General features: G+C 42.4%; 14 protein-coding genes and 1 pseudogene. 6 read left to right on the plus strand and 9 right to left on the minus strand.

Going from position 1 to position 12,594, the window contains the following annotated elements:
* Positions 1–314: 314 nt before the first annotated feature.
* On the plus strand, positions 315–1,571 hold the full coding sequence (locus DWZ67_RS19665) for an ATP-binding protein (protein WP_004310024.1): 1,257 nt from the start codon (positions 315–317) through the stop codon (positions 1,569–1,571).
* 115 nt (positions 1,572–1,686) lie between these two features.
* Here the strand turns inward: DWZ67_RS19665 and DWZ67_RS19670 are convergent, their stop codons facing one another.
* From DWZ67_RS19670 to mobA, 7 genes are all read right to left on the minus strand, one after another.
* Positions 1,687–1,980 (minus strand): DUF4120 family protein, encoded by a 294-nt coding sequence (locus DWZ67_RS19670; protein ID WP_120139547.1) that lies wholly within the window; start codon positions 1,978–1,980, stop codon positions 1,687–1,689.
* An 11-nt stretch (positions 1,981–1,991) separates the two neighbouring features.
* On the minus strand, positions 1,992–2,489 hold the full coding sequence (locus tag DWZ67_RS19675) for a hypothetical protein (protein WP_004310022.1): 498 nt from the start codon (positions 2,487–2,489) through the stop codon (positions 1,992–1,994).
* A gap of 4 nt (positions 2,490–2,493) precedes the next feature.
* The gene (locus DWZ67_RS19680) at positions 2,494–2,754 is read right to left on the minus strand and encodes a DUF6926 domain-containing protein (RefSeq protein WP_004310021.1); all 261 of its coding nucleotides are present in this window, start codon (positions 2,752–2,754) and stop codon (positions 2,494–2,496) included.
* A gap of 11 nt (positions 2,755–2,765) precedes the next feature.
* A complete protein-coding gene (locus DWZ67_RS19685; RefSeq protein ID WP_008765489.1) occupies positions 2,766–3,029 on the minus strand; it encodes a hypothetical protein in 264 nt (87 codons plus the stop codon).
* A gap of 216 nt (positions 3,030–3,245) precedes the next feature.
* Positions 3,246–5,273 (minus strand): conjugal transfer protein MobC, encoded by a 2,028-nt coding sequence (gene mobC / locus DWZ67_RS19690; protein WP_120139548.1) that lies wholly within the window; start codon positions 5,271–5,273, stop codon positions 3,246–3,248.
* Between the two features lie 35 nt (positions 5,274–5,308).
* On the minus strand, positions 5,309–6,562 hold the full coding sequence (gene mobB / locus DWZ67_RS19695; protein WP_005680459.1) for a conjugal transfer protein MobB: 1,254 nt from the start codon (positions 6,560–6,562) through the stop codon (positions 5,309–5,311).
* A gap of 1 nt (position 6,563) precedes the next feature.
* Positions 6,564–7,022, minus strand: coding sequence for a conjugal transfer protein MobA (gene mobA, locus DWZ67_RS19700; protein ID WP_004310651.1), 459 nt, complete (start codon positions 7,020–7,022; stop codon positions 6,564–6,566).
* Between the two features lie 406 nt (positions 7,023–7,428).
* Between mobA and DWZ67_RS20320 the strand changes: the two genes are divergently transcribed.
* Genes DWZ67_RS20320 through DWZ67_RS19715 form a run of 4 tightly spaced genes read left to right on the plus strand, consistent with a single transcriptional unit; the run spans position 7,429 to position 9,629 of the window.
* On the plus strand, positions 7,429–7,650 hold the full coding sequence (locus DWZ67_RS20320; protein ID WP_207888818.1) for a hypothetical protein: 222 nt from the start codon (positions 7,429–7,431) through the stop codon (positions 7,648–7,650).
* A gap of 34 nt (positions 7,651–7,684) precedes the next feature.
* The gene (locus DWZ67_RS19705; RefSeq protein ID WP_120139549.1) at positions 7,685–8,449 is read left to right on the plus strand and encodes a ParA family protein; all 765 of its coding nucleotides are present in this window, start codon (positions 7,685–7,687) and stop codon (positions 8,447–8,449) included.
* Positions 8,446–8,871 carry a DUF3408 domain-containing protein gene (locus tag DWZ67_RS19710; protein WP_120139550.1) on the plus strand — a complete coding sequence of 142 codons (426 nt, stop codon included), beginning with the start codon at positions 8,446–8,448 and terminating at the stop codon, positions 8,869–8,871. The genes DWZ67_RS19705 and DWZ67_RS19710 overlap by 4 nt, the downstream gene beginning before the upstream one ends.
* Before the next feature lie 2 nt (positions 8,872–8,873).
* Complete coding sequence (locus DWZ67_RS19715; protein ID WP_120139551.1) at positions 8,874–9,629, plus strand: DUF4122 family protein; 756 nt, start codon at positions 8,874–8,876, stop codon at positions 9,627–9,629.
* A 71-nt stretch (positions 9,630–9,700) separates the two neighbouring features.
* On the opposite strand, the gene DWZ67_RS19720 is transcribed toward DWZ67_RS19715, so the two are convergent.
* Entirely contained in the window at positions 9,701–10,681 is a 981-nt protein-coding gene (locus tag DWZ67_RS19720; protein ID WP_120139552.1) for a bacteriophage abortive infection AbiH family protein, read from the minus strand.
* A gap of 16 nt (positions 10,682–10,697) precedes the next feature.
* Positions 10,698–12,128, minus strand: a complete 1,431-nt coding sequence (locus DWZ67_RS19725; protein WP_025836297.1) for a hypothetical protein — start codon at positions 12,126–12,128, stop codon at positions 10,698–10,700.
* A gap of 265 nt (positions 12,129–12,393) precedes the next feature.
* On the opposite strand from DWZ67_RS19725, the pseudogene DWZ67_RS19730 reads away from it, so the two are divergent.
* Positions 12,394–12,543 (plus strand): annotated as a pseudogene (locus DWZ67_RS19730) (DUF4134 family protein); the annotation flags it as partial.
* Between the last annotated feature and the right edge of the window lie 51 nt (positions 12,544–12,594).

Genomic DNA, 12,594 nt, shown 5'->3' on the forward strand with positions numbered 1-12,594 from the left:
TGGGGCACTTTTTAAATGTTGTTCCGGGTCCCTTTTCAAGTGTTAGCTACAGAATATGGAAAAATGCACATTTAGTCTAAGAAAATTGCAATCATTTTGCGTAAGTAATCAGAAAATGATTACTCTTGCAGAACGATAATACATAAAAAATGTTTTTTGTTCGCTCATTTATGGTTGTTCATTTTTAATGAATGCGGGCAAATAATGAACAAGGATTCGCTTACACCCGCCCTCTATTGGAGAAAATTGGTATTTTTCCCATTTTTCTCCAATAGAATGGCTGCAATATTGATAATTTTCACTACTTTTGCAACATGATTATACCAAGGGATAAATATTTACAGGAGCTGAAAAGTGTGATGCACAACGGGATGATTAAGATCATTACCGGTGTACGCCGTTGTGGAAAATCGTATCTTCTATTTGAATTGTTCAAACAATCATTACTTGAAAACGGTGTGAATGAAGAGCACATTATTCAGGTTGATTTGGAAGACCGACGTAGTAAACACCTCAGAGAGCCGGACATATTATTGGATTACATCGATGGGCATATCACAGATAACGATATGTATTACATCCTATTGGATGAAATACAACTTGTTCCTGAGTTTGAAGATGTACTCAACAGCTATCTGAAAATTAAAAATGCGGACGTATACGTGACAGGAAGCAATAGCCGGATGTTGTCCAGTGATGTAAAAACTGAATTTCGTGGCCGAGGGTATGAAATCAGAGTCCATCCGCTGAGTTTTTCGGAATTTCTCAAGGCAGGACAGTACACAAATGAACTTTCTGCCCTACAGGATTATATGATTTATGGAGGAATGCCACAGGTCGTATCTTTTTCAAATAAAAAAGAAAAAGAAAATTATCTCAAATCCTTGTTCCAAGGAACTTATATACGCGATATAAAAGAGCGTTACAACATTAGGAACGATGATGATTTGAGTGAGCTTATAGATATTATCGCTTCCAATATAGGCTGCCTGACCAATCCGACAAACCTTGAAAATACATTCAAGTCCGTAAAAGGCCATAGTATTTCAGATACAACCATACAGAGTTATCTTGGAATGTTACAGGATGCTTTTATGTTGGAAAAAGCCATTCGATATGACATTAAAGGAAAGCATTACATCAACACGCCTTCAAAATACTATTTTGAAGATGTAGGACTACGTAATGCCCGTCTGAACTACCGTCAGATTGATGGTGGACATCTGATGGAAAATATCATATATAACGAGCTGCGCATCAGAGGGTATTCAGTTGATATAGGGCAAGTTGAGGTAAGAATAACAAATGATGATGGAAGGAAAATGCGAAAACTGCTGGAAGTGGATTTCATTTGCAACAGTGGGGACAAACGTGTGTACATACAGTCTGCACTTGATATGCCCACTCAAGAAAAAATCGACCAGGAAACCAATTCCCTTCGTCATATCAAAGATGGATTTCCTAAAATAGTCATTGTGGGAGGTTTGACCCCTTCTCATGTGAATGCGGATGGCATATCAATCATTAATGTAATAGATTTCCTTAAAGATACTGAAGGAAATCTATTATAAATCTAACATAATATATGGTATAATAATGCGTGAAAATGGTGCAAAAGTAATCGGATGTTGATTACCTCTGCACTTTTTTCGCGCAATCACGGATTAACTTGTGGAGTGGAATTTTTTACGTATGTATGCTCCATCCGTGGAACGGACCTCCAATCATCACGGCAAAGGACTCATCCGGTCTGCCGTGGTAGAGCAATCCACCTACGATACCGTTCCGCCCGTCCGGCGTCCTTTCCGCGAATCCGAATGAATACGGCGCAAAATCCCAATAGAACTCAATCTCATACCTGCCGTTGGAGTTTTTCTCCCATTGCTTGAGGCGTCCGATGCAATTCTGAAAGGTCGTGTCGCCAATGCTCTTGGCATATTCTGCCACCTTGTCGTAGGGTTCCTGACATCTGATTTTCATATCCGATCATTTTAAGTTGTTTGCAACAGTTCTTCGTATATCCCGAAACCGAGGCATCCGGCAACGGTAAAATCCTCCCCGCCTTTGTCCGCCAACGATTTCAAATCATCCAAACTGTCGCAGTAAAAGAATATTTCGTCATCCTTCTCCGTATCGGAATCCATGGCCAAAGCAATCCTTGCCTCTTCCGTTTCCAGCGTGTCACGCCATCGGATGACGCAATCCGCGTAATGAGGATCGCGCCCTTGCCCGCTGTAGAATTTCAAATAATGGCATCCTATTTCCTGCCTGACCTCATCCGTTTTTTTCCATGAGCTGTCATCCACGATTTCAAACCCCATTCCTTCAACCAGCAGGCACGTGCCGTTGTCATATGCCATCATGGTACGTTTGCCGATATGTTTTTCGCGTAAATCCGCCCAATCCGGCAAGTCCCAACGTTCGACAGTCCAAATCCCGCGATAGTCTTCCGGGATGGCGTTGTATTCGCTCAACGTTATCTTTCTCATATTATTATTCTTTGGGTATTACAAAAGTGACCTTGTAGGTCTTACATGCTTTCCCGAAAGCGGGATTGGTGTCAAATTCCTTGTATGACTCCCAATCCACCGACATGGTGTAGCCGTTCGGAAAGTTTTCAGCGATGAACTTGGTTATCATTTTCTTGTCCTCATCAGACAGGAACAGTTCCTCCCGGGTGCCGTACTCCAATGCAAAAATCGCCCATTCGGGAATGTTGTCCCAAACGAGCGTCTTGCTGTTATTGCCATTCATAATCCTGCTGTTTATTGCTGTGATACCATAAGCTCTTTGATAATGTTGTCGAGCTCTGTTTCCCACTTGTCCGTTCCGTCAATCAGCGAGGGATAGGTAAGCTGTTTCCACTGCCGGTAATCGAAGAGTTTCATACGCAGCGGATAGTAGTCGAAAAGTTTCCGGCCTTCGGAAAATACTCTCAGGTGGTTTGTCCCGACTTCCATCAGCCTCAGACCATAACGTCCAATGATTTCGTGGAACCTTTTCATCGGGGTGAAGTTGCTTCTGCTCATACCTTTTTATTTTTGAGTTAAACATTTCACGGCTCGTGAGCCGGTATTTTATTTCTTGCCTGCCTCGCTGTCCCGTGCCGGATTGTGCAAGGCTTTCCGGAAAAATACCGCAAGCGGAGCGCGGAAGATTTTTGCGGAAACCCATAAGGGCTCGGCCTTGCTCAATCCTGACAGGCACGGGGCGACCTTTGCAGGCTGAAATAAAACAGCGGTATCCTATTCCTCCTTCCTGTCGCTGTCTTCTTTGGGTATCAGGTGCTGTAAATCAGGATCGGTCTTGATGCGTTGCATTTCATCTTCAATTATTTGCAGCACGTCCGCCTTGATACGTGAATAGTTACGCTCTATCTGCTGCTGCATGATGTCGTTGCCGTCCGCATCCTTGAACTCGTTGATGACGGGTATCTTCTTGTAGGCTTTCGTTTCCGCCGCTACTTTCTCGTTGTCAACTATGATACGGGCATGGAAAATCTTCTGGTCTATCTCTTCCCCGAAGTTGTCCGCCACACTGCCCACGAATGTGCCCTGCGAGAGGTTGGCTATCTTGGATGCCGGTATCAGCGAGTCCAGCTGCGTGTTGATGGAGGTGGATGTGTCCTGCCTGTTGATGGAGATGGACTGCCGTTGCTGGAGAATCTTGCCGAAACGTTCCGAAAGGCTTTTGGCCGTTTCCCCGACCACCTGCCCGGAGAAGATATTCCCGACTGTATTTTGGATCACTTTCGCCTCTTTTTCACCGTAGTCACGGGTCAGCTGGGAGAAGTCCTGGAAACCGAGACAGACAGCCACCTTGTTGCTTCGGGCGGTGGCTATCAGGTTGTCGATACCACGGAAATAGATGGTCGGAAGCTCGTCTATGATGATGGAACTCTTGAGTTGCCCTTTCTTGTTTACCAGCTTTACAATGCGGCTGTTGTACAGTCCCAATGCCGCCGAATAGATGTTCTGTCTGTCCGGATTATTTCCCACGCAAAGGATTTTCGGGTGTTCGGGATTGTTCAGGTCCAATGTAAAATCATCGCCGGTCATTACCCAGTATAGCTGCGGTGAAATCATCCTTGAAAGCGGGATTTTTGCGCTTGCTATCTGGCCCTGTAACTGGTCCTGTGCGCCTCCTTGCCAGGCATCCATAAAGGGAGAGAGGTAGTTTTCGAGGGACGGGTATGAGGTCAGGATTGTAAATATATCTGCGTACGGTTTATTCAGAAACTCTATTGCGTGAGGGAAGGTACAGTATTTGCCATCCTTGTAAATCCGCAAATACCAGATAATGGCTGCGAGCAGGATAATCGGAGATTCCACAAAGAAGTCACCCTGTTTCTGAATCCAGGTCTTGTTCAGATTCAGGAGTATGGTGTAGGCCGATTCGTAAGCGTCGGATATGTCCGCCATGAATTTCGGGTTGATGGGATTGCAGCGGTGGCTGCGTCTCGGGTCATCAAAATTTATCACGTAGAATTCCGGTCTGACCCTGTACTTGTCAATGTTTTTAAGCAGTTCGTTATAGGCAATGACCGAGAGGTCATCAAATTTGTAATCGTACAAATATAAAGCGAATCCCTTGGAAATCATCTGTTTGATGTAGTTGTTCACCACCGCGTAGGACTTCCCGCTGCCAGGCGTTCCAAGCACGATGGACGCACGAAAAACGTTTACAACGTTGATCCATCCGTCCCATTCCTTGCCCTGATACACGAACTTGGTCGGCAAATTTACAGAATACTCGTTTTCCATCAAGTGTGTCTCCTGCATGAAACTCTCGTTGGCGGTATTGAACACGTCCTCCATCAGGTTGTGTTTCAGCATACGGCTTATCCATACGCCCGACATCAAAAGAAGGATGTACCCGGCAGTCAGCGTTACCGTGTAAATGGCGGCGTCAACTGTCGGACTGAACGGCAGGTCGAACATCCACCAGTTCATGAAGAACAATACAAGCCCCGAAAGGAAGGCGGTATATATTTTCCGCCAGGTCATCTTCTGGTTTTTCACGCCCTTCGTGCCCAAACATGACAGCGCAAGGAATATGACGGCGAACACTTTTGTCACCAGTAGGTTGCTGAAAAGCCTCGCCGTCCTCTGGAAATTCAGTAGTATCTTATCGACCACTCCGATATTGATACCCGCATCCACGAATGCCCGGTAACAGAACCAATAGACGTGGATGACAACAAACACGATGGATATGGCACGCATGAATTCCATGACCTTTGCCAGTCCTCTCAAATCATCTTCCTGTTGCATAACGATATAATTTTAATGGTGAATGAATATTGTTTTTAGGAGATGCCCCGTGAGCGGCGTTTCTTTTTCTTCTTGTGATACAGCCTGCGTGCAAGAGCCTCTTCCTGCGGGTCGGGACCGTTTGCTTCAAAGTCGAAGATCCCGAAAGCCTGTTCTATGGCACTTTCCATGTCGGAGGAGAATCCGCTTTGCAGACCGGTGTCCGGCATGGGCGCATCCAGATTCGGGATATTGCCCGGATTATTAAAGAGGCGCTCAAAGGCATTTGCCGAGAACTCCTTTCCGAGCCGCGAGCCGTTATAGACCTCCCTGTTCCTGTGGTCGATGAAGGTCGCGCCGTAAATGCGTCCTTCCCCGTTCTCCCGGAACACCACGTCTATTCCCCGGCCGTTCAAGAGGCGGATGAAATCCTCCCGGTTGCCACGGCATCCATGCATGGCGAGTGCAATCTCGTTCCGTATTTTGGGCTGCCGTTTTTTGTTCTTGTATTCACGGGTATTGTAACCAATACGCTTTTCCAGTCCTTCATAACCGAAGCGTTTTCCGATAAGGGAGGACTTGATGGGCGTACATACCGGTTTGCCTGTATTGTCTGTCATGGTATAGACAATGCCGTTGTAAGGTGTCCCTTCAAATTCGCCCCTAACCTGTTTCGCCTCGATGTTAAAGCAGGACAGCAACGCGCTGTACTCTCCGAATGACTGGAAACGGTAAGTGGAGAACACGCTTTTAAGGATGTTGGAAACCTGTTGCTTTACATCGCCATTCTGATAGTCCGCTTTCTTCAGATATGGTTCCAGCAGTTCCCTGCGTTTGTCCTCCACCTGTTTCAGACCGAATTTTCTTTCCAGTTCCCGACAGGCCTTCATCGAGCGGTTCCATTCGTAGGCATCGTCAATCTTTTCCCCTTTCTCGTTCACGCAGGTGGAAACGATATGGATATGCCTGCGGCCGATGTCCTCGTGAATATATACAATGTAAGGCTGGTCGCCGTAGCCCATGCGTTGCATATACTCCCTTGCCAAATCCGCAAATTGGGAATCGGTGAGACGGTCATCCACCGAAGGATTGAGCGATATGTGTAGCACCGGCTTCTCCGTGTTCCTGTTGGCAAGCAGGTAATTTTCGAATGCCCAGAGCGTGTTCCTCATGACCTGTTCCGGATTGCCCGTGACATCGGCAATCATGCGGTTTCCCGAAATGATGCGTGCCGTTGACTCGTTCACTTTCTGCTGGTTGTAGATGACAGCCCCGTAGAGCGACGCGCCCCTGTTGATTTTTGCCACCATGTCATTCCTCCTCCCTCTGTTTTTTGATAAGGTAGGTTTCTTCAAACTCACGGGTTAGCATGATGATCCGCTTGCTCAGCACCACCAGATCTATGGTCACCTTTTCCAGATTGCGAAGCAGGGCGTATGCCCGTTTCTCCCCGAAATTGGTCTTGATTGCCTTTACCGCCTGGTTGTAGTTGTTGCCTACGGCCTGGAACTGATGGTAGAAATTGGTAAGACGGACGTAGTAGTCCATTGCTGCCTTGTCGATTCTGACCACCTTGATTTCCTTGTTCAGAAGTACCGATTTAATAAACCTCGCACGGTAAGCCATACCCGATTTCTGGAATGAGAGTTCAAATTGCGCGTTCTCCCGTGAATTGAATTTGATACCGTAGCGGTACACGGCAGGGTCGGATTTTGATTTCCGCCCTACACCTTTTCTTGCTTTTCTGTTCTTGTTTTCTTCCATACGCATTGAGTTTTTTCAGTTTCTGATCTTCCGTCATGGATTTCCGACTTTGGAGGAAATCCCTCCCGAGCCGTCAGGCGAGCGGCAAGTTGTTTTGGGTTGCCCGAAATATTTCGGGCTGCCGAAAACACAACTTGCTATGTTCGCTTGAACATGAATTTTCCTTCCGTCAAATTGAGTTTGACCCTTCAGCCTCATTCTTCGGCTTCGGGAAAGCCCCGCAGCGGTATCCGTTTCGTTGTCGGTGCAAAGTTATGGCGGTTTATTGTACTGTAAAATAGCAAGTTATATGTAACGTGATGACAAACGGTGACACAGGTCGTCACCTCCCTTAAAACATGGTGCCGGTATGAAAAAATACCCTTTTATTTGCAGCGTGAACGGATGAAACCGAACTTCCGATAATGGAATAGTGGTCATATTGTCTGATGCTTCCGTTAGCGATCGGAATAGAGGAAACAATGTAGGAAATGACAGTTATCGGAATGTCATGACCAACAGTCCGACCATTAACGGAAAGCCGGATATGATAACAGATGCGCTATCGGCTGGAATGATGGATAAACCCGATAACGGATGCAGCATCCGGCGGTTGGTTGGAAAGAAGCGTTCACGGATTGACGGATGGAACTGACAATTATTTAATAACCATTTTAAAAAGAAAAATTATGAGCAAAGAACCTTTATTCGTTGCCGTCAGCAACCAGAAAGGAGGGGTCGGGAAATCTGCCCTTACAGTAGTCCTTGCCAGCTACTTCCATTTCGAGAAAAACTTGAACGTGGCAATCATTGATTGTGATTCACCCCAGCACAGCCTTGTGCGTATGAGGGAACGAGACAAGAAGGCTGTCGCCAACAGTACCTATTACCAGCAATTACTGCAACAACAATGGGAACGCGTACAAAAGAAAGCATATCCTATTGTCGGCTCCACTGCGGAAAAAGCGAGGGAGGCTGCGGACAAAATTGCGGCAAACGGAGATTATGACCTGATTTTCGTGGACCTGCCAGGAACAGTGGAATCCTCGGGGGTATTCCGTACTATCGTCAATATGGATTATGTGCTGACACCTACTACTCCGGATCTTATCATCATGCAGAGTACGCTTGCTTTTTCCACAACGGTACTCGATTATATCAGGAACATGAAAGATGTTCCACTCAAGGATATCATCTTCTTCTGGAATAGACTGAAAAAACGGACCAATGTGGAAATTTACAAGTCGTACTCGGATGTAATGAAGGAACTGCACCTGACCGTACTTGATAGTACGCTTCCTGACTTGTGCCGCTATGAGAAAGAAATCACCCATTCCAAACGTGCCTTTTTCCGCTGTACGCTGCTGTCACCTCCTGCCAAGCAACTGGAAGGAAGCGGCATCGCAGAACTGGCGGAAGAACTGATTGTCAAACTTAAACTGATGCAGCCATGACAAAGAAAAAAGTGGAAGTGAATGAGGATGTCCTCAAGAATATCATTGTCGGGGACATACCTGTCTTCGGCAGGGAGAAGCCCGCTGAAGAAAATGCGAAACAACCGGAAGTTCCTCCCGTCACAGAATCCGCCGATTCATCCTCAGAGAAAGCGGTTTCCGCAAAGCCACGGAAAAAGAAAGAGGAAACAGGCAGCTATAGGGAAAAGTATCTGGTCAATATACCCGCATCCAACCGTTCCCATGTATATATAAACCGTGAAGTTGCCGAATGTATCAAGCGTGTACTTCCGGTCATTGCCCCGGACATGAGCATATCCGGTTACATAAGTAATATCCTCGTGGACCATATCCAACAGCATTGGGAGGAAATCAATGAATTGTACAACAAAGAGTATTATAAACCATTAAAACCATTTTAGATATGGCAGAAAAAATATATTTCGTAGTAAAGATAGTCTGTTTGATTTTTATATTGTGGCATTTGTGGATATTCATTTTCAATCGGCAAATGTATGGTATATGGAACAAAATCTATAGTTTGATGCGTATTGTCCGTATTAGACTATGGAAATATCGCAAGAAACGTATGAAGCAAAAGGCACGTAATGCCCGTAAAAAGGCAAGACGTAAGAAACTAGTGGCAAAACCAGATACGCCGCCAAACGACCTATCGGCAATTTCTTATGCTACTGATGATGTAATCGGCAAGACAAAGATTGTCTATTTGGAAGATCCGGAAGTAGTAAGAAAAACTCCCACACGTTCCGAGCCCATGAAAAAAGAGCCCATAGAAGAAGATTCAGAAATCAATCCGGAGGATGTAATCCGGGAGGAAAAGGGACTGACTGAAGAAGAAAAGGAAGAATTGATGGCTCCTGTGGATGCACAATCTGACCCGGATTTTGATACGGCTATGACTTTTGAGGACATAAGTAATGTGGCAGATGTACTGATGTCAGAAGCTCCCGATGAACAGAAAGCCATCCGCGCAGCTTCTACCATACATCACAAGATGCAGGACACGGTTATACTTTCTTTTCTTACAGACAAGTTGAGCAATCAAGAAAAGATACACCGTTTGCTTAATGAATGTCTGGATGATTCAGGCAGACCATTGGCAAGACGAAAGTCCACATCCAAGAAGATGAAGACTTTTGATATAAATGAATTTGTTTAATTGTTTCTTTTTGTAGCCATCTTTGGGGTGCGTCGATGTGATATCGGCGCGCCCTTTTCAAAAATCAATTGTCACAAATCAGTAAATGGGATTTTTAGTTGTGCGGTATCAATTATGCTCTCCAATTCTATGACATTGTAATTGTGAATATTATTATTTTCGCAAAATCGTTTAATTTTGAATAAATTAGTACCTTTATAGTCACTAAATTCCCATTTCGCAGGCCCGACTATTGATGATATGTGTTGAAGGTATGGTACATCAATCTCAGACAATGACAATCCATAAACATGTATATTGGTTATTTTAGCAAGTGTGTTGAAGAATTGGCTGTGCTTTTTAATAATTTCTTCTACAGGTTTTCTCTGAGAAGCTACGCCACTAATTGCAGCATCTTCTGCAAGTTGTTCATGCAGCATTTGTCCGTCACTTGCATGTTCTTCGTAAAATTCAGATAATTCTTCAGCAGATAGATCTTCTGGAGGTTCTGGCAAATCAACCGTATTTATACTTTTTAATTCTTCATAGCCTTTGCCGTGACCTAAAATAAAATCTTCATCTTCATCAACACATCCATGGATATGAAGGATATTGTGCTGATTTATTCCGTATAGATTTTCTAATGTTTTGGTATAATTAAAATTTATAAATACAGAATCTGGAATAATTAAATCTATTTTTCTTGATTCCAAAGGAGACTTCAATTGCATGATCCATTCATGAAAACACTTTCTAAGATCAGAATATAATTCTTCTAATTGATTCTCGACTTCAATTTGAGCATCATTCCATGTCCTATCACAATGATCTGAGGCTAAATCCGGTTGATTTTCAAATGCAATTTCACTGCTATATCTTACGGTATCCAAAGATGCCAATTGATTTTCAAAGTCAGACCACCATTCGTCATCGCAAATCCCATAAATCTCATCGGCTTTTTCAATTACATCAGGATTATTTTCATACATCCATTCTTGAAAATCTTTGTATGAACTATTAATTTCGTGATGAAGGTCGAAACCATTACCTATTATATATAAATGTTTTGTCATAAAAATTAGAAGATAATTATACTAAAACTGGTTCTTCTACTGAAGTGGCTTTGTTAAGACCCATCAAAACAGCATTATTCACAATCAATCCATGAAATCCACTTTCTCGAAATAACAATAATGCACATAATTTTTGTAATTCAAGACTTGCGTACATTATTTCCTGAAAAGACTCTTCAAAACAATGTCCAAGAATATGGCCATGAAGAAATCTATTCCTGCTATTAATTACATCCTTTTCTTGTTCTGAAAGTGTATAGTTTCTTTTAGAGAATGGCAAAGAGAGCTTATCTTTATTTGATCCTAAATTAAAAGAATTTAATTTGTTTCTCATATTGACAGCATGAGCTTCTGTAATTATTTTTTCTTTGCAAAGACTATTGATCAATTCATCAAACGAGGGTTTTACTTTTGTTTTCCAATCATCATTGCTCATATAGGGTTTATCTTTAGAATCTTCAAGTGCTGAGCAAATTGTTTCAAGCGCAACAGCACACATTGCTCCTTGGTAGTCTAATGACATAGTGGATGATTCTATCAAAATCAAAGTCGCTCTTGCTAAAGCTTCTTTTCCATATAACATTAGGACTATTTTTGCAAATTCATCAATCTGTATCCAATCCTGTAAATGGGCTTTAAATGTTTCTCCATCATACAGTTGTTTCATTGCATAATCAACATGATTCCTTTTCAAACATTCTCGAATAGAATACATATTCGTCGTAAAGAAATTATATTGTCCTTTAATAGTTGGTCTCATTTGTGTGAATCCGCATATTAAATCGTCTGTAAAGTTTTCCGTTTCTGTTGCAATTATATATGCGTAATCAAAAGGAATAGTAGACGTAATTAACCCCAATGATAAAGAAATTGAATAAATGTACTTTTGCATCATTTCATAAGTACATTTTATTTCAGACTCTATTGCAAGATATTTCTGTTCACCTATAGATACTGGATATATTTGAATTTCACCTTCGGGAAATTTAATTGGTATCAAACCTAAATACATACTTCTACCTGTTTGATAAGCAAAAGTTCTTATATCGCTAATCCAAAAAACTTTTTCAATTGGCAAAAGAAATCTATAGTAGTATTTCTCTTTTTCATTCCATTTTCCATTCATCAATCGTGAAATACGAATATTATAATTTTGTAATTCCGCATCAGAGTTGCCTAAGTTTATACTTCCATTTAATACTCCATTTTGATCTGGAACTACATACTTATCTTCATTGTTACTTATTACATAAAAACGATTTAAGAATCCAGAGCTATAGCTTTTAAGAGCTTCTTCTGTTGTTAGCTGAAAATCAAGGCTCAATTCTCTATCATTGATAGACAATTGAGCATTTCTATCTGTAAATGGCAGCCCTGATATTTTAACATTTTGTTGAAAACTACTAATAAAATCAATAGTTGATGAAAGTTCTTTTATTATACACATAACATTTTGATTTTGCTTGTTTAAGAGAATACAAAGTTAGCCATATTTTATTATTGATTAGCTTATCTTATATAGTATATTGATAAATTTTATAGATGTTGATTGCAAGTAGATTAACTACATCAATTTATATAAATAATCCCCTTCCGGTGTAACGTGATGACATATGGTGTCATAGGTCGTAAGGTTTGTAAATCAATAAATTAAGTGCTATATATTTGTCGTCGAAATGATTTTTTGTCTCACTAATTAAATGTTTCGACACATGAAAAAAAGATTCTTTTTGGCAGCCATGACGCTGCTGGTTTCAATGGGGGCTTTCGCCCAGGGTAACGGTATCGGTGGCATTACCGAAGCAACCAACATGGTCACTTCGTATTTTGATCCGGGAACCAAGTTGATTTACGCAATCGGTTGTAGCTAACACTTGAAAAGGGACCCGGGTAGCATTTGAAACGTGTACCAC

Origin of the sequence: Bacteroides sp. AF34-31BH, from assembly GCF_003602795.1 — a bacterium.
Lineage (GTDB): Bacteria > Bacteroidota > Bacteroidia > Bacteroidales > Bacteroidaceae > Bacteroides > Bacteroides uniformis.

Excerpts from the sequence above, each read along its gene's own strand:
- DWZ67_RS19665 (WP_004310024.1), top strand. The coding sequence starts at position 315 with ATGATTATACCAAGGGATAAATATTTACAGGAGCTGAAAAGTGTGATG.
- DWZ67_RS19670 (WP_120139547.1), bottom strand. The coding sequence starts at position 1,980 with ATGAAAATCAGATGTCAGGAACCCTACGACAAGGTGGCAGAATATGCC.
- DWZ67_RS19675 (WP_004310022.1), bottom strand. The coding sequence starts at position 2,489 with ATGAGAAAGATAACGTTGAGCGAATACAACGCCATCCCGGAAGACTAT.
- DWZ67_RS19680 (WP_004310021.1), bottom strand. The coding sequence starts at position 2,754 with ATGAATGGCAATAACAGCAAGACGCTCGTTTGGGACAACATTCCCGAA.
- DWZ67_RS19685 (WP_008765489.1), bottom strand. The coding sequence starts at position 3,029 with ATGAGCAGAAGCAACTTCACCCCGATGAAAAGGTTCCACGAAATCATT.
- mobC (WP_120139548.1), bottom strand. The coding sequence starts at position 5,273 with ATGCAACAGGAAGATGATTTGAGAGGACTGGCAAAGGTCATGGAATTC.
- mobB (WP_005680459.1), bottom strand. The coding sequence starts at position 6,562 with ATGGTGGCAAAAATCAACAGGGGCGCGTCGCTCTACGGGGCTGTCATC.
- mobA (WP_004310651.1), bottom strand. The coding sequence starts at position 7,022 with ATGCGTATGGAAGAAAACAAGAACAGAAAAGCAAGAAAAGGTGTAGGG.
- DWZ67_RS19705 (WP_120139549.1), top strand. The coding sequence starts at position 7,685 with ATGAGCAAAGAACCTTTATTCGTTGCCGTCAGCAACCAGAAAGGAGGG.
- DWZ67_RS19710 (WP_120139550.1), top strand. The coding sequence starts at position 8,446 with ATGACAAAGAAAAAAGTGGAAGTGAATGAGGATGTCCTCAAGAATATC.
- DWZ67_RS19715 (WP_120139551.1), top strand. The coding sequence starts at position 8,874 with ATGGCAGAAAAAATATATTTCGTAGTAAAGATAGTCTGTTTGATTTTT.
- DWZ67_RS19720 (WP_120139552.1), bottom strand. The coding sequence starts at position 10,681 with ATGACAAAACATTTATATATAATAGGTAATGGTTTCGACCTTCATCAC.
- DWZ67_RS19725 (WP_025836297.1), bottom strand. The coding sequence starts at position 12,128 with ATGTGTATAATAAAAGAACTTTCATCAACTATTGATTTTATTAGTAGT.